Origin of the sequence: Bibersteinia trehalosi, assembly GCF_004346205.1 — a bacterium.
GTDB lineage: Bacteria > Pseudomonadota > Gammaproteobacteria > Enterobacterales > Pasteurellaceae > Bibersteinia > Bibersteinia trehalosi.
The window spans coordinates 119768-137366 of the sequence record NZ_SMAM01000003.1; the positions used below are offsets into that span (position 1 = coordinate 119768).

At 38.8% G+C, this 17599-nt stretch carries 14 protein-coding genes; 8 read left to right on the forward strand and 6 right to left on the reverse strand.

What is annotated here, in order from left to right:
* Positions 1–145: 145 nt before the first annotated feature.
* The 4 genes from EDC51_RS04175 to EDC51_RS04190 all read left to right on the forward strand — a co-directional run bounded on the left by EDC51_RS04175 (position 146) and on the right by EDC51_RS04190 (position 7182).
* Positions 146–649 carry a toxin-activating lysine-acyltransferase gene (locus EDC51_RS04175; protein ID WP_025266858.1) on the forward strand — a complete coding sequence of 168 codons (504 nt, stop codon included), beginning with the start codon at positions 146–148 and terminating at the stop codon, positions 647–649.
* A 15-nt stretch (positions 650–664) separates the two neighbouring features.
* On the forward strand, positions 665–3532 hold the full coding sequence (locus EDC51_RS04180) for an RTX family hemolysin (protein ID WP_131928249.1): 2868 nt from the start codon (positions 665–667) through the stop codon (positions 3530–3532).
* A 74-nt stretch (positions 3533–3606) separates the two neighbouring features.
* Entirely contained in the window at positions 3607–5733 is a 2127-nt protein-coding gene (locus EDC51_RS04185) for a type I secretion system permease/ATPase (protein ID WP_025289667.1), read from the forward strand.
* Between the two features lie 12 nt (positions 5734–5745).
* Positions 5746–7182, forward strand: coding sequence for an HlyD family type I secretion periplasmic adaptor subunit (locus EDC51_RS04190; protein WP_015433038.1), 1437 nt, complete (start codon positions 5746–5748; stop codon positions 7180–7182).
* A 227-nt stretch (positions 7183–7409) separates the two neighbouring features.
* Here the strand turns inward: EDC51_RS04190 and EDC51_RS10930 are convergent, their stop codons facing one another.
* Positions 7410–7799, reverse strand: a complete 390-nt coding sequence (locus EDC51_RS10930; protein ID WP_231504945.1) for a hypothetical protein — start codon at positions 7797–7799, stop codon at positions 7410–7412.
* 1285 nt (positions 7800–9084) lie between these two features.
* Between EDC51_RS10930 and EDC51_RS04205 the strand changes: the two genes are divergently transcribed.
* Both EDC51_RS04205 and msrA read left to right on the forward strand, forming a co-directional pair.
* A complete protein-coding gene (locus EDC51_RS04205) occupies positions 9085–10260 on the forward strand; it encodes a lipoprotein-releasing ABC transporter permease subunit (protein WP_125134556.1) in 1176 nt (391 codons plus the stop codon).
* Between the two features lie 26 nt (positions 10261–10286).
* Positions 10287–10793 carry a peptide-methionine (S)-S-oxide reductase MsrA gene (msrA, locus tag EDC51_RS04210; RefSeq protein ID WP_131928250.1) on the forward strand — a complete coding sequence of 169 codons (507 nt, stop codon included), beginning with the start codon at positions 10287–10289 and terminating at the stop codon, positions 10791–10793.
* A gap of 132 nt (positions 10794–10925) precedes the next feature.
* Here the strand turns inward: msrA and EDC51_RS04215 are convergent, their stop codons facing one another.
* A complete protein-coding gene (locus tag EDC51_RS04215) occupies positions 10926–11483 on the reverse strand; it encodes a TorD/DmsD family molecular chaperone (protein WP_015433034.1) in 558 nt (185 codons plus the stop codon).
* Between the two features lie 58 nt (positions 11484–11541).
* Between EDC51_RS04215 and nfo the strand changes: the two genes are divergently transcribed.
* Complete coding sequence (gene nfo, locus EDC51_RS04220) at positions 11542–12381, forward strand: deoxyribonuclease IV (protein ID WP_064318827.1); 840 nt, start codon at positions 11542–11544, stop codon at positions 12379–12381.
* A 580-nt stretch (positions 12382–12961) separates the two neighbouring features.
* Complete coding sequence (locus tag EDC51_RS04225; protein ID WP_025266863.1) at positions 12962–13471, forward strand: NlpC/P60 family protein; 510 nt, start codon at positions 12962–12964, stop codon at positions 13469–13471.
* Between the two features lie 12 nt (positions 13472–13483).
* On the opposite strand, the gene EDC51_RS04230 is transcribed toward EDC51_RS04225, so the two are convergent.
* The 4 genes from EDC51_RS04230 to EDC51_RS04245 form a co-directional block, all read right to left on the reverse strand.
* Positions 13484–13930: a LexA family protein gene (locus EDC51_RS04230; RefSeq protein ID WP_131928251.1), complete on the reverse strand. Its 447-nt coding sequence runs from the start codon at positions 13928–13930 to the stop codon at positions 13484–13486.
* Between the two features lie 164 nt (positions 13931–14094).
* Complete coding sequence (gene pepB / locus EDC51_RS04235; RefSeq protein ID WP_131928252.1) at positions 14095–15384, reverse strand: aminopeptidase PepB; 1290 nt, start codon at positions 15382–15384, stop codon at positions 14095–14097.
* Between the two features lie 38 nt (positions 15385–15422).
* Positions 15423–16592: an efflux RND transporter periplasmic adaptor subunit gene (locus EDC51_RS04240; RefSeq protein WP_131928253.1), complete on the reverse strand. Its 1170-nt coding sequence runs from the start codon at positions 16590–16592 to the stop codon at positions 15423–15425.
* A 68-nt stretch (positions 16593–16660) separates the two neighbouring features.
* Positions 16661–17479 (reverse strand): Cof-type HAD-IIB family hydrolase, encoded by an 819-nt coding sequence (locus EDC51_RS04245; RefSeq protein ID WP_064318830.1) that lies wholly within the window; start codon positions 17477–17479, stop codon positions 16661–16663.
* Between the last annotated feature and the right edge of the window lie 120 nt (positions 17480–17599).

Here is a 17599-nt window from a genome sequence, read left to right on the forward strand (position 1 = left end):
CAATTACAACCGTAAATATTGCTTCTTACGTTTTTAATAAGCAGAATGCGGTTGTTTTCCACTTCTTTTTTCTGTTTTTTGATAAAAATAATTATATGGTGTTATAATTCTCATTCGTATTTTAAATGAAGGTATGGTGTGAGTTATGAAAGGAAATAATTTTAATCTACTAGGGAATATCACATGGCTATGGATGAATTCCTCTCTCCATAAGGAATGGAGCTGCAAATTGTTAGCTTGTAATGTTATTCCAGCAATTGAAAATGAACAATATATGCTGCTTGTCGATAATGGGATACCTATTGCTTATTGTAGCTGGGCAGACTTAAATCTGGAGACAGAGGTAAAATATATTAAGGATATTAGTTCGTTAACATCCGATGAATGGCAATCGGGTGATCGACGCTGGATTATTGACTGGGTGGCGCCATTTGGACATTCTCAATTACTTTATAAAAAAATGTGTCAGAAATACCCAGATATGATCGTCAGAGCTATACGGTTTTATCCAAAACAGAAAGAACTAGGTAAAATTACTTATTTTAAAGGAGGTAAATTAGACAAAAAAACAGCAAAAGAACGTTTTGATATATATCAAGAAGAACTGGCAACAGCGTTGAAAAATGAATTTAATTTTATCGAAAAATAAGAGGAGATCTCCCTTATGGGAACTAAACTAACCCTATCAACCTTATCAAATGGAATAAGAAGTACTTTAACTGCAACAAGAGGCGGCTTAAATAGAGCTGGGCAGTCATTAACCCAAGCTGGACAGACTTTAAAAAACGGAGCTAAAAAAATCATTCTCTATATACCAAAAGATTACAAATATGATTCAGGTAGTGGTAATGGATTACAAGATTTGGTTAAAGCTGCTGAAGAGTTAGGTATTGAGGTACAGAAAGAAGAAGGCAATGATATTGCTAAAGCCCAAACTAGTTTGGGAACAATTCAAAATGTATTGGGTTTAACTGAACGTGGTATTGTATTATCCGCACCACAACTTGATAAGCTATTGCAAAAAAATAAAGTAGGTCAAGCATTAGGTTCATCTGAAAGCATTGCGCAAAATTTTAGCCAAGCAAAAACAGTATTATCTGGAGTTCAATCAATTCTAGGATCTGTATTAGCTGGTATGGATTTAGACGAAGCATTGCAGAATGAGAGCGATCAACTTACTCTGGCTAAAGCTGGTTTAGAGTTAACTAACTCATTGATTGAGAATATTGCTAATTCAGTACAAACACTTGATGCCTTTAGTGAGCAAATCAGTCAATTTGGTTCTAAATTACAAAATGTAAAAGGTCTAGGAGCTTTAGGGGATAAACTCAAAAATATCGGTGGACTTGATAAAGCTGGTCTTGGTTTAGATGTCATTTCGGGTTTATTATCAGGTGCGACTGCAGCACTTGTTCTTGCTGATAAAGATGCTTCAACAGCTAAAAAGGTAGGAGCAGGCTTTGAGTTAGCAAATCAAGTAGTTGGTAATATTACGAAAGCAGTTTCTTCATATATTTTGGCTCAGCGTGTTGCAGCAGGATTATCCTCTACGGGTCCTGTTGCTGCTTTAATAGCTTCAACTGTTGCACTTGCTATCAGTCCATTATCGTTTGCGGGTATTGCTGATAAATTTGATCGAGCAAAAAGTTTAGAAAACTATGCTGAACGTTTTAAAAAATTAGGTTATGAAGGTGATAGCTTATTAGCTGAATATCAACATGGTACAGGGACTATTGATGCATCCGTCACTGCAATCAATACAGCATTAGCTGCTATTGCTGGTGGTGTGTCTGCTGCTGCCGCTGGCTCTGTGGTTGCTTCCCCTATCGCTTTACTAGTATCGGGTATTACTGGTGTCATTTCTACGATTTTACAATATTCTAAGCAGGCAATGTTTGAACATGTGGCGAATAAAATTCATAATAAAATTGTAGAATGGGAAAAGAATAATGGTGGTAAAAACTACTTTGAAAATGGTTACGATGCCCGTTATCTTGCGAATTTACAAGATAATATGAAATTCTTATTGAACTTAAATAAAGAATTACAAGCCGAGCGTGTAATTGCAATTACTCAGCAACAATGGGATAGTAATATAGGTGATTTAGCTGGTATCAGTCGTCTAGGTGAAAAAGTACTTAGCGGGAAAGCCTATGTTGATGCCTTTGAAGAAGGTCAACATCTTAAAGCGGATAAATTAGTGCAATTAGATTCTGCGAAAGGGATTATTGATGTTAGTAACACTGGAGAAGCGAAAACACAGCATATTTTATTCCGGACACCGTTATTAACTCCGGGAACAGAAAAACGCGAGCGAGTGCAGACGGGTAAATATGAGTATATTACTAAACTTCATATTAACCGAGTAGATAGCTGGCAAATTAAAGATGGCGCAGCGAGCTCAACATTTGATTTAACGAATGTCGTTCAGCGAATTGGTGTTGAGTTGGATCATGCTGAGAATGTTATTAAAACCAAAGAAACGAAGATTGTTGCAACATTAGGTGATGGCGATGACAATGTATTTGTTGGCTCAGGTACTACAGAAATTGATGGCGGTGAAGGTTACGACCGAGTTCACTATAGCCGCGGAAACTATGGTGCTTTAACTATTGATGCAACCAAAGAGACCGAGCAAGGTAGTTATACCGTAAATCGTTTCGTAGAAAGCGGTAAAGCATTACACGAAGTGACTTCAACTCACACCGCATTAGTGGGCAACCGTGAAGAAAAAATTGAATATCGTCATAGCAATAACCAGCACCATGCCGGTTATTACACCAAAGATACCTTGAAAGCTGTTGAAGAAATTATCGGTACATCACATAACGATATTTTTAAAGGTAGTAAGTTCAATGATGCCTTTAATGGCGGTGATGGTGTCGATACTATTGACGGTAACGACGGCAATGACCGCTTATTTGGTGGTAAAGGCGATGATATTATCGATGGTGGAAATGGTGATGACTTTATCGATGGCGGTAAAGGCAATGACCTATTACACGGCGGTAAAGGTGATGATATTTTCGTTCACCGTCAAGGCGATGGTAATGATTCAATTACTGAATCGGAAGGTAATGATAAATTATCATTCTCTGACTCAAATCTAAAAGATTTAACCTTTGAGAAAGTAAATCACCACCTTGTGATTACTAATACCAAGCAGGAAAAAGTCACCATTCAAAACTGGTTCCGTGAAGCAGAGTTTGCAAAAACAATTCGAAATTATGTTGCGACAAGAGACGATAAAATTGAAGAGATTATCGGTCAAAATGGTGAACGGATTACCTCGAAGCAAGTAGATGAACTTATCGAAAAAGGCAAAGGTAAAATTGATAAAAGTGATTTATCACAAGTTGTGGATAACTATCAATTACTCAAATATAGCCGAGATGCATCAAACAGTTTAGATAAGTTAATCTCATCTGCAAGTGCATTTACCTCGTCTAATGATTCGAGAAATGTATTAGCGAGCCCAACTTCAATGTTGGATCCGAGTTTATCTTCTATTCAATTTGCTAGAGCAGCTTAATTTTTAATGATTGGCAACTCTATATTGTTTCGCACATTATGGAGTTGCCGTTTTATTTTATAAAAGGAGACAATATGGAAGCTAACCATCAAAGGAATGATCTTGGTTTAGTTGCCCTCACTATGTTGGCACAATACCATAATATTTCGCTTAATCCGGAAGAAATAAAACATAAATTTGATCTTGACGGAAAAGGGCTTTCTTTAACCTCTTGGCTTTTAGCCGCAAAATCGTTAGCGTTGAAAGCGAAACACATTAAAAAAGAGATTTCTCGCTTACACTTGGTGAATTTACCTGCATTAGTTTGGCAAGATAACGGTAAACATTTTTTATTGGTAAAAGTGGATACCGATAATAACCGCTATTTAACTTACAATTTGGAACAAGATGCCCCACAAATTCTGTCACAAGACGAATTTGAAGCCTGCTATCAAGGGCAATTAATTTTGGTCACATCTAGAGCTTCCGTAGTAGGTCAACTAGCAAAGTTCGATTTCACCTGGTTTATTCCGGCAGTGATCAAATACCGAAAAATCTTTCTAGAAACCTTGATTGTTTCGATCTTTTTGCAAATTTTTGCCCTAATTACACCGCTATTTTTCCAAGTTGTTATGGATAAAGTACTGGTGCATCGAGGTTTTTCAACCTTGAATATCATTACGGTTGCCTTAGCTATTGTGATCATCTTTGAAATTGTACTAAGTGGTTTGAGAACCTATGTTTTTTCTCATAGCACTAGCCGTATTGATGTTGAATTAGGCGCTAAATTATTTCGACATTTATTATCACTACCCATTTCTTATTTTGAAAACAGACGAGTTGGAGATACAGTCGCTAGGGTTAGAGAATTAGATCAAATTCGAAATTTTCTCACAGGGCAAGCATTAACTTCTGTTCTAGATTTATTATTCTCTTTTATCTTCTTTGCCGTGATGTGGTATTACAGTCCGAAGTTGACTCTTGTTATTCTTGGCTCATTACCTTTCTATATATTGTGGTCTATTTTTATCAGTCCAATTTTGCGACGACGTCTAGATGATAAATTTGCCCGAAGTGCTGATAACCAAGCATTCTTAGTTGAGTCGGTAACAGCCATCAATATGATTAAAGCGATGGCGGTTGCTCCACAAATGACTGATACATGGGATAAACAGCTGGCAAGCTATGTTTCATCAAGTTTCCGTGTCACCGTATTAGCAACCATTGGGCAACAAGGTGTACAACTTATTCAAAAAACCGTTATGGTGATTAACCTTTGGTTAGGGGCACACTTAGTTATTTCAGGCGATCTTAGTATTGGACAATTAATTGCCTTTAATATGCTGTCAGGACAAGTGATTGCACCGGTGATTCGGTTAGCTCAGCTCTGGCAAGATTTCCAACAAGTTGGGATTTCCGTCACTCGCTTAGGTGATGTTTTAAACTCTCCAACAGAGCAATATCAAGGAAAGTTATCACTACCAGAAATAAAAGGCGATATCTCATTTAAAAATATCCGCTTTAGATATAAACCAGATGCACCAACTATTTTAAATAATGTGAATTTAGAAATTAGGCAAGGAGAAGTGATTGGGATTGTTGGACGTTCCGGTTCAGGCAAAAGTACTCTGACTAAATTACTGCAACGTTTTTATATTCCTGAAAATGGGCAGGTTTTGATTGATGGACATGATCTAGCCTTAGCTGATCCAAACTGGCTACGCCGTCAAATAGGTGTAGTGCTGCAAGATAATGTGTTATTAAACCGCAGTATCCGAGAAAATATTGCGCTATCAGATCCAGGAATGCCAATGGAGCGAGTAATTTATGCAGCAAAATTAGCAGGGGCTCACGATTTTATTTCAGAATTGCGTGAAGGTTATAACACCATTGTGGGTGAACAAGGAGCGGGGCTTTCAGGCGGGCAACGCCAACGGATTGCGATTGCACGAGCCTTGGTAAATAACCCGAAAATCCTGATTTTTGATGAGGCAACCAGTGCCCTCGATTACGAGTCTGAGCATATTATTATGCAAAATATGCAAAAAATATGCCAAGGTCGAACTGTGATTTTAATAGCTCATCGCTTATCTACAGTAAAAAATGCTGATCGGATTATTGTGATGGAAAAAGGGGAAATAGTAGAACAAGGCAAACATCACGAATTACTACAAAACAGTAATGGGCTTTATTCTTACTTACACCAATTACAACTAAATTAAAGAAGGATAATCATGAAAATATGGCTTAGCGGTATTTATGAATTTTTCCTACGCTATAAAAATATCTGGGTAGAAGTATGGAAAATTCGTAAAGAACTAGATCACCCAAATAGAAAAAAAGATGAAAGTGAATTTCTACCTGCGCACTTAGAATTGATTGAAACACCAGTTTCGAAAAAGCCTCGCTTAATTTCCTATTCAATTATGCTATTTTTAATAATAGCAATCGTACTTGCGAGTGTGAGTAAAGTTGAAATTGTGGCGACTGCTCCCGGTAAATTAACTTTTAGTGGCAGAAGTAAAGAAATTAAACCGATTGAAAACGCCATTGTACAAGAAATTTTCGTTAAAGATGGGCAGTTTGTGGAAAAAGGGCAATTATTAGTCAGCTTAACTGCATTGGGTTCTGATGCAGATATCAAAAAGACCATTGCTTCACTTTCTTTAGCTAAACTGGAGAGCTATCGCTACCAAACTTTGCTTACTGCCATTGAAAAAGAGTCCTTGCCGGTGATTGATTTATCTAGAACCGAATTTAAAGATTCATCGGAAGAAGATCGACTACGTATTAAACACTTAATTGAGGAGCAATACACCACTTGGCAAAAACAAAAAACACAGAAAACTTTAGCGTATAAGCGTAAAGAGGCTGAAAAACAAACAATATTTGCCTATGTTCGTAAATATGAAGGTGCAACACGTATTGAACAAGAAAAATTAAAAGACTTTAAGGCACTTTATAAACAGAAGTCTTTATCTAAGCACGAACTTCTTGCGCAAGAAAATAAATTAATTGAGGCTCAGAATGAGCTAGCTGTTTATCGCTCAAAATTAAATGAATTAGAAAATGATCTACTCAATGTAAAAGAAGAACTTGAATTGATCACGCAATTCTTTAAAAGCGATGTATTAGAAAAATTAAAACAGCATATTGAAAATGAACGTCAACTTCGGCTTGAATTAGAAAAAAATAATCAGCGTAAGCAAGCTTCTATGATTAGAGCGCCGATTTCTGGTACTGTTCAACAATTAAAAATTCATACGATAGGTGGTGTTGTCACGACAGCGGAAACCCTGATGGTCATGGTACCAGAAGATGATGTATTAGAGGCGAGCGTACTTGTTCAAAACAAAGATATCGGCTTTGTCACCGCTGGACAAGAGGTAGTGATTAAAGTAGAGACTTTCCCTTATACACGCTATGGTTATTTAACTGGCCGAATTAAGCATATTAGTCCCGATGCTATTGAGCAGCCTAATGTCGGCTTAGTCTTTAATGCAACTATCAGTATAGATAAAAAGAATCTTAGCTCTCCTGATGGAAGAACCATTGAGTTGGGCTCAGGAATGACGATAACGGCTGAAATCAAAACAGGTGAACGTAGTGTAATGAGTTATTTACTCAGCCCACTTGAGGAGTCTATTACAGAAAGCTTAAGGGAACGTTAAAGGGGGATAGATACGTTTCATTTGAATGTGAAGATCAAACCTAATCTGACAGTCCCTGTTTAAAATGGCGGTGTCTGTCAGATTAATTTGAGCTTAAATTCTTTTCCTCCCAAATCTATTTTTCCCAAGTAATGTTGCTAAATCTCTTTGAAATATCTGTACAACACAAACATTATTTACCTTTCTCCCTAAGGAGATTGTTTACATCGTGTTTGTGTGCCATCGGGTCAATGGCATGATTTTTTGCTCTCGTTCGTGAAATTCACCCAAGAGCAAAAATTGGATAATAAATCCGCCAAATGCCGTCTGCATAAGGGCTCAAAAGCAATCGGTTCTTTGGCTAACACTTGGCTGATGTAATAAGTCTTACCTCGCCACTTAATTTCGCCACTTTGTTTCACTTGGCGAATGTGTTGATGAGCCTCATATTCATAGGTTTCAACCTTATTCGAGTATTGCCAGTCAGACGGTCGGTAAAGCCTGTGGTCGAGTCCTTCATGCGAATGAATTTTATTATATTCTTGGCGAAAATCGTCAAAAAACGCTTGTTGTTCGCTCAGCGTATGCTCCACGCAATTTGGGCGTTTAAGCAAGTGTGCTTTCAGACTGCAGTGCATCCGTCCGTGTTGCCTGTTTTGTTCCGGATGCGACGGTTTAATCCGTTGTGGGCGAATGCCGAGGTCAATCCACCATTTGGGCAGCCGGCTGATGCTGCTCAATACGGCTGAGGCAAAAGACGTGCCTTATCGGAGGGGATTGAGCACGGCGGCTCGAATTCGCAGAACAAGCGGTCGAAAACGGCGAAAACATTGCAAGCCTGAGTGCCGGAAAAGCCTTCGCAAGCGAATAAATGGCAACCGAATAAATCTGTGACCGTCAGCGGATAGAACAACTGCTTGTTGCCAAGGGTAAATTAGCCTTTGAAATCGCTGCACCACACCGCATTGGTTTCAAGGCAATCGCTGAAAGGTGCGGCATCGGCAGAGGTTCTGAGTTTATGCTTGCGCGGCTCAACCAAACCGGCACGAGCCAAAATAAAATCGCCAGTGCTGTCCGACGGTCGCTCGACAGACGGATAGCTTAAAGCAAAGTAGTCGAGCAACGTTTGGGCGTCCCAATCGGGATGTTTAAGCCGATAGACAATCCATTGTGGCGCGGCATTCGGACTGTGTCTCGGTTTACGGGAAAGCTCGCTTAAGTCGGCAACCCCTACCTGCTCATGGCGTTTAATCTATTTATCGGCAGTCGGGCGGCTGATGTTAAACTGCCGACACAGTTGAATTTTAGTATAGCATCGGGACAACCACGCATTGATGAATATCACTCGTTGTTCCATTACATTCGTCTCTTTCCAAGGTATCGTCATTCTCCGTTGCAGATTTTAGCGATTAGTTTACGGGAAAATGTAAACGATGTGTTTGGGGTAAGATGTAAACGATGTTATCAGGTTGTACCAATGCTTTTCCTCTATCTGAACTTGAGCTGCTTTACTTGCTTTTTGAGCGGATAATATATCTCTGCCAATACAGGGATTGAGTTTTTATTGGGAATTTTTTATCTCAACTCAAAATGACTTTTTCTGTCTACTAGTATAACTAAATAAGTTCCCCTCATTTTGTCTAATACTGTATAGCCATTCCTAATGGCCAAAATGAGAACTGTTTGAGTCCTAAATATAGCGGTCATTGATGATATGATTGGATATCTACTATTTTGCTATGTTTTTTTGCCATTTTTTGATTGATATGGTTTACCTTGATGACGTAAAGAATGTTTTATTTTTGTACTTGGATTGTAAATTCAGACTTTGAATCAAATAGGTTCAGCCTATAGCTAACACTATTACAAGCGGGTAAATTTTGCTAGAATTTTGCAAAATTGAGCCGTTTTTATTTTGAATTTATGAACACTCCTTTATTTATTGCATTTCGCTATTGGCGTTCTAAAAGTGGCGATCGTTTTGGACGGTTGGTATCTAACCTTGCTGCTTTTGGTATTGTATTGGGCGTGATGGCATTGGTTATTGTGCTTTCGGTGATGAATGGCTTAGAAAATATGCAAAAACGCAATCTGTTGTCCACGTTACCGCATGCTATCATTTCACCTCTGGAAGAGCATTGGCAAAAAGGGCAGTCTCTAGCCGTGCCTGATTTTGTGCAGAAAAGTGTAGAAATTAACCGTACGAATGTCGTTATCCAAAGCCAAGAGGGGATTAATGCCGGACAGCTATTAGGTGTGACTCATAACGATGATGATCCTCTCTTGAACGGTATGATTGATGTATCACATGCGTTACCAGAAGGCGAATATAAGGTTGTGATGAGTCAGCGTCTCGCACAGCAATTACAATTAGAAATTGGTGATCAAATTCGTTTGATGATCACAGAAAATAGCCAATACACACCGTTTGGACGGGTGCCGGTGCAGCGGCTATTTACCGTTTCAGACTTTTATCTTTCTCATCGTGAAGGCAGCGAATATACACTGTTTGCAAATTTAAATGACGTGGGGCGTTTGTTACGCATTCCCAACGATCAGGTGCAAGGCATACGCTTATTTTTAGATGATCCTTTTAAGGTGACAGAGCTAGCAAATTATTTTCCCGCTGATAAATGGCAAATTAACGACTGGCGCGAGCATAAAGGTGAGTTTTTCCAAGCGGTGAGAATGGAAAAAAATATGATGGGTTTATTGATTAGCCTGATTATTATTGTGGCCGTGTCTAATATTGTCACGTCTTTGAGTTTGATGGTGGTGGATAAGCAAGGCGAAATTGCTATTTTACAAACTCAAGGGCTAACAAAGGGGGCTGTCATGTGGATTTTTATCGCACAAGGTGCGATTGTCGGAGTGATTGGGGCTCTGTTAGGCGGCGTTTTAGGTCTGCTAATTGCGCAGAATTTAGGGGCATTCTTAGAGCTAATAAACCCGAATGGCGTACGTTTACCAAGTGAAATATCATCATTGCAGGTGTTGATAATTATTGTTACTTCAATGCTGTTATCTCTGATTTGTACAATCTATCCTGCTTACCAAGCAGCCAAAGTTGAGCCAGCAGAAGCATTACGTTATGAATAATCAAGCGGTTAAAAATAAGGAAAATTATGCAAAATATTAAACAAATTTATTTAGCAGGCGGTTGCTTTTGGGGAATTGAAGCTTTTATGCAACGTATTAATGGCGTGCTGGATGCAGAGTCTGGTTATGCGAATGGCAATACATTAAATCCAAGCTACCAAGATGTTTGCCAAGGTAGCGGACATGCCGAAGTGGTTAAAGTCACTTATGATGCGGCGCAGATTAGCTTAGCTAAATTATTAGATTACTATTTTAAAGTGATTGATCCTGTAAGTATTAATCAGCAGGGTAATGATAAAGGCGTGCAATATCGTACTGGGATTTACTATGTTGATCCTACTGATGAGCCGATTATTGCCGCCGCTCTGTCTGCATTACAGCAGAATTACGCGAAGCCACTCGCTGTAGAGCAGCAAATGTTAGAACACTACTTCCCTGCAGAAGAGTATCATCAAGATTATCTTGATAAAAACCCTAATGGCTATTGCCATATTGATATTCAGTTGATGAATGAGATTTTGAGAAATCAGTAGGCGATATTGCTGTTTTACCTAAGGCTGGTGTTATAGTTAAACGTCAATACACTCTCTGGTTAATGAATGCACAGAAAGAGTCATTGATGATGGAAAGGGGCAGTGACTGAGCTGCCCCCTCTTTATGGAAGTTTATTCACTCTCTTCTTCTAGTTCATCAGCCATTGCACTCAGTGCATCGCGGGTAAGTTGAGCAAGCGCTTTATAGAATCCGGTATCAAATGCTTCAACTTTGCCTAAAAATTTGCTGAGGCAAGGTAGGAGAAATTGCACAAATAGTTCTTGCTGGGCAATGGTTGAATCTAAATTATCTTCAATCCAAGAGGCAGTTAAAAGCAGTAAGGCAACGTGATCGAGATTTGCGACTTCTGGCATATTGCGTTGCTGACGGAAAGTATGAAAATCTGCGACGGAAAAACCATAATTCGAGATTGTTGTATTGACAGAGCCATCTTCACCAAATAAACGTTGATAGCTTTCGCTTAGTTCAAGTGGATTTGCCAATTTTGCTAAAATATCAAGCGCTTGTTCGCTCTGGCTATCTGTAGATAATGCCCATTGTTGGCGTAGTCCACCTTGCTTTAGCCAAGCAAAAGTGCCTGTTAGGATGTCGTCATTGGGATTACGGTAGAAAAGGTTGCCGAATAATCGGCAGAGTAAAGAAAAATCATTGATAGTAGTTTCGCTCATAACATTAATGTGAGAAATAAAAAACGCTATGTTACACGAATAAAAGGAAAATCATAAGATGAAATATATTGGTGCCCATGTGAGTGCTTCTGGTGGCGTAGAAAATGCGGTATTACGTTCGGTAGAGATTGGGGCAAATGCGTTTGCACTATTCACTAAAAATCAACGCCAGTGGAAAGCACCTGCATTAAAGGCGGATAGTATTGAAAAATTTAAACGTTTTTGTGCTGTACACCATTTCAGCGCGGATCAGATTTTGCCGCACGATAGCTATTTGATTAATTTAGGCAATCCTGAGGCAGAGACGCTAGAAAAATCGCGTGCAGCTTTTATTGATGAGATGCAACGATGTGATCAATTAGGTTTAAAATTGCTTAATTTTCACCCAGGAGCACATTTGAATAAAATTTCAGAAAAGGCGTGTTTAAGCCGTATTGCTGAGTCGTTAAATATAGCGATTGAAGCCGTACCTAATGTCGTTGCAGTAATTGAAAATACAGCAGGGCAAGGCTCAAATTTGGGCTACCGATTTGAGCATTTGGCTGAAATTATTGAACAAGTGGAAGATAAAAGTCGTGTAGGTGTTTGCTTAGATACTTGTCATCTTTTTTCGGCAGGCTACGATATTAGTAGCTATGCGAAAAGTGAGCAAGTTTTTACTGAATTTGCCAATATTGTTGGATTTAACTATTTACGTGGTATGCATCTCAATGGCTCTAAAACACCACTTGGAAGCCGAGTAGATAGACACGATACGCTACGTAAGGGCACAATTGGTACTGAAGTCTTCCAATTTATCATGCAATCAGTCGATTTTGATGGTATTCCAATGATTTTAGAAACCATTGAACCAGAACATTGGGCTGATGAAATTCAGTTTTTGCGAGCTATGGTATAAATAAAAATCCGCCCGAGAACTGGGCGGATTTTTATTGTGTGATTCACATTTTTTGAATAGATGAACGTGCACCTAATAGTGCGGTTCAGCATAAAATGGGAATCACTTTTTGCTTTTGTATGGGATTGTCTCCTTTTAAAAATATGGGGAAACATATGCTACTAATATACAGTTATTCTAGTTAAATTGCCTATAAATGGTGTGTTTTATATATGTTTATATTATGGCTTCGTTATTTTGTAGCATATGATAGACATTATTATATTATGGATAATTTGGGTTTGTAAATAACGTATCGCATATAGTAAGCATTCTTAATTTTGTGCTGATGATGAGTAACTAAACGAGATTTAACTTCAGCATAAGAGATAAACTTATTGATATATAAGGATTTTTTTGATTTGGTGGATTGAATATTGCGCAATTTAGGAAAATTTATTCTGACATTAGAACTAAATAAAGCTATACTTGTCCGACCAGTCTATGAGGCTCTACATATCTAGAGCTTATTTTATGGTTAAAATTTAGGAGAGTTCCGCTACTCAAGTTCTGGCGAGACAATATTTCTATGCAAAACACAATGATCAAATTTTTATCCCACTTAGGCAAGATGGTTTCTTTTTGCCTAATTTTTAGTCTTTTAACGCTGTATAGCCATAATGCCATGGCAAGTTTAAGCACTAAGGCCGCTACGCCAAGTCAGCTTGCTAAAAGCAATAAAAGCTCGCATATAAATGCTTCACAAAAAGTGTTAAATGTTTATCGCCAATGGGCTGGCACTCGCTATCGCTTAGGCGGAACAAGTAAAGCTGGTATTGATTGTTCTGCATTTGTTAAAACGACAATGAGTGCAGCATTTAATATTCATTTACCAAGAAGTACTGCGGAGCAACGATATAGTGGGCGAGCTATTGCTAAATCTGAATTACGCCCTGGTGATTTAGTGTTTTTCCGCAAGAATCATCATGTTGGTGTTTATGTTGGTGGTGGAAAGTTTGTGCATGCGGGTTCAAGCACGGGAGTGACTATTGCATCACTTTCCGATCGTTATTGGGCAAAAACTTATACACAATCTCGCCGAGTACTTTAAATTCAATGTAAGTTATGCCGCATATTTCATTTGAGATGTGCGGTTGCGCATTTGGTGTACAACATTAGTAATAACTCCCGCCATATTCACTTCATCCCAGTTTTGAATGCGCAAATTTGGTTTGTTTGCATCAAGTGAAAATAGAATTTTTTCACCATTAATTTCACTAAAAAATTGGTAGAACTGGTATTTTCCCTGTTGCTCTATAACAAAAAGCTCATTGATTAGCGGTTCCTCGCTACGTTCAACAATAAGCAAGTCTTCCTGTGCAATTCCCCAAGCAATCAAATGGCTGTTTTCAACATGGATAAAAAAAGTTTCTCTAGGACGACGAATGCAGAAAGCGTTGAGATCTAACTTAATCTTTGCTTTAGTCTGCTTTTGATCGCGATAAAGCGGGATAGGTTGGTAAGAAAGGGAGCATTCAGCATTCCGAGTTACATTGCTAAGTGTTGCCATAATAGATATCCTATAAAACTGTGTGTTTGTACAGTTGTAGATTTTACTGTTTATCTATACGGTGTCAATGGCAAATTACAATTTTTTTGTAAATTTTTACAGTATTTTAAAAAAGGATCTCCATGAGATCCTTTTGCAGAATAATATATAAAATCGACCGCTTGTTATTGAGCTTGACTGAGTAATAGGTGAGCTAAGGTTTTCATACCAATGCCTGTTGCGCCAGCGGCCCAGAGCTCACTTGATGATTTTCGGAAAGTTGCTGAGCAATCAATATGTAACCAATTTTGCTGATAGTTTTCGACAAAATAGGAAAGAAATGCGGTGGCAGTGCTTGCACCTGCTCCAACAGGTTCTGACCCAATGTTTGCAATATCTGCAAAAGACGAGCTAATTTGTGAACGATGTAACTCTTCAAAAGGTAAACGCCAGAAGGGCTCATTTTCTGCGGTAGCTGCGTTTAATAATGCTTGGCTTAAGGCGTTATCCATTGAAAGTAGAGCATGGTAGTCATTACCTAAAGCCACTTTTGCAGCCCCCGTTAGGGTGGCGCAGTCGATAATAAATTTAGCCTGTTGTTTTGAGGCATCAATTAAACCATCAGCTAATACTAAACGGCCTTCTGCGTCGGTATTTAATACTTCGGCACTGACACCATTGCGATAATGGATAATATCACCTAACTTGAAGGCGTTATGGCTAATCATGTTTTCGGCACAGCAGAGATAAAGTTTAACTCGCTGTTTTAGCCCACGAGCAATTGCAAAACCTAATGCAGCGGTGGTTAAGGCGGCTCCCCCCATATCCGTTCGCATCGTGGACATCGCATCGCTTGGTTTTAAGCTATAGCCTCCAGTATCAAATGTAATGCCTTTACCAACTAAACAGGCAAGCACAGGAGCCTCTGGATTGCCTGTTGGGTTGAAATCAAGGTGGAGCATCGCTGGCGGATTAGCAGAGCCTTTCCCTACAGTCCAGATGCCGTGATAACCACGCTCTTTGAGTGCTTCTCTGGCAATAATTTCAAAGGAAACAGAGCCTTTAGCCGCGTATTTTTCTGCTTGATGTAAAATGAACTCTGCAGCGTCGTGTGCCAATTTTTCAGGTGTGAGCTGGTCGGATGGTTGGTTAATGAGACATCGCATAAAGCTAGAGCATTCAAGACGTGCATTCAATTCAGCTTGCTCTTCGCCTAAGTCTGGAAACTGAATTTCTCCGGCCTGTTTTACGCTAGTAAAGCCCTGATAAAATGCCCAACAGGCTTCTAAATCCCATCCACGACCTTGTAAAGAAACATTTAACAGTCCCTGATTTTTGATTTTACGCGCCGCTTTTTGAATGCTAATAAGCGGAGGGGAGGAAAGGTGAATAGTTGTGCCATTTTCATTAAAAGAAAGCAGTGCATTTTTACCCCATTGTTCGGGTGCATTTTGAGTTGAAAGATAGATGTTCATTATGTTCTCCAAAATAGGGGCATAACCCCTATTGTTTATTAAAAGCGAGGCATGCGCATATTATTGCTGCCTACTTTTTCATTTGCATTACGTTGAGCAGTAATAATTTTATCACCTGTGTTTAGGCCTGAAAGAATTTCTGTATTTTGGCTATCGGCAAGTCCTAGCTGCACTTCTTTCTCTACTGCTTTGCCATTTTCTAACACCTCAATCACATTACGACCTTGACGTTTTTTGATCGCTGTCGTTGGTGCAAGTAGTACGTTATTTTTTTCTGCAATCACCACTCTACCTTGTGTTGTCATGCCGATACGTAGTGTATTATCGCTATTATCAATTAATACGTTCGCATAGTAATATACAGCAGTGCTGTTGCCTGATGTTTCGCTATAAGTATTATCAGTTAGTGTGGTTAAAGCAGGATCAACCGTATCAATGATGCCTTTATAGAGGCGGTCAGGCTCAGAAAGTGTGCTAAAAGTAACTGCTAGACCTTCATGTACTTGCGCAATATCTCCTTCGGAGATCTCTAGTTTTATTAAGGCTTTTGAAAGATCGGCTACTTGCACGATGGTGGGAGATACTTGATTAGAATTAGCAGTTTGCCCTTCCGACATTGGAATAGAAACCACAACACCATCAATGGGGGAGGTAATCTTAGTATAGCCCATATTTACTCGTGCATCATTAACAGAAATTTCTGCACTGCGAATTTGTGCTTTGCTTTGTTCAACATTGGCACGGGCAGAAGCCAAGGTATTTTTCGCATTTTCTAATTCATTTTGCGAAGTGCTTTTTTGCTGATAGAGCTTGCTTAAACGATTATAGTGAGATTCGGCAACTTGTAGTGCAATTTGATTTGAGCTTAGTTGCGCTTTATAGATAGAAAGTTGAGCTTGGGCTGTATCAAGTTGGTTTTGTTGATTGCTTGAATCAATTTCGGCCAGCAGTTCACCACGCTTAACATGTTGTCCAAGTGTAACGTAAATTTTCTGGATCTTACCAGAAACCTGTGCGCCAACTTCAATACGCTGGTTGGCTCGCACAGAACCTGTCGCAAGCACACTTTTATCAATTCTGCCAAGACGAGCTTCTTCGGTAATGTAGTGAACTTGCTGCTTGTTGCTGTCAGTGTAAAATTGCTGATAAGCGAAATAACCGCCACCAGCAAGAATGGCGAGTATAAATAAGGATTTTAGATACTTCATTGTCTTCAAATAATAATAGAGGTTACAAGCGGTCGTTTTCGACAGTTTTTTTGCAAAAAGCTTTGCTTTTAATGTAATTGAAATAATTGTCGTAGGTAATGTGCAACAGCTTCATGTTTATTTTCACCGATAATTTCGTTATTTGGTAAAGCACGTTTTAAACGTGGATCAGCATTGCTCATTATACAACCTTTGCCTACCTGTGAGAGCATTTCAACATCATTCATACCATCGCCAAAAGCGATACAGTCTGACAAAGAATAACCTCGTAATTTTACAAGTTCAGCCAGTGTATTTGCTTTGCAAACATTTTTGGTCATCATCTCGAGACATTGAATGGTGGAATAAGTGATTTGAAGCTGTTCTGCATAGCGGGAGGTAATAAATTGTTCAATTGGTTTTAAGGCTTCGCCTGTTTTGCCAATAAAGAAAAATTTTTCAGTTTGTTTACCATGATGCTGAGCAAAATCAACTACTTGATACATAAAGCCAGAATCTTGATGGAATTTACGTAGTTGCTCAATATCTTTATTAATAAACCATTCATCACCTTGATAACTATTTAAGCAGACTTCGTTAGGATCGAAGGGAGTATTCTGCATAATCTCAAGTGCGATATTTTCTGGAATATGGTGCTGAGCAAGTAATTCGCCAGCGAGATTATTAGCTCTTGCGCCGTTAGAGGTGACTAGCATTGCTTCCTGTACGTTTACTTTAGCAATAATATGTTTTACATCCGGTAAACTACGACCTGTAGCAAGAAAAATATCAATACCTTTGGCGGCAAGTCGTTCTAGCGTTTGAATGGTAAAATCACCTAGGCGATGTTCACCATTAAGAAGTGTACCGTCTAAATCAGAAATAACGGCACGAAAGGGTAGAGTCATAGCATCTCTCCTGATAAATCGAACTGATAGAGCTAATAAATTTTAGCTAGGGTCTGTTGATAATTCAAATTAAATGGCATTCTTGCTTAAAAATACCAAAATAGAAAAGAAATATCTGGC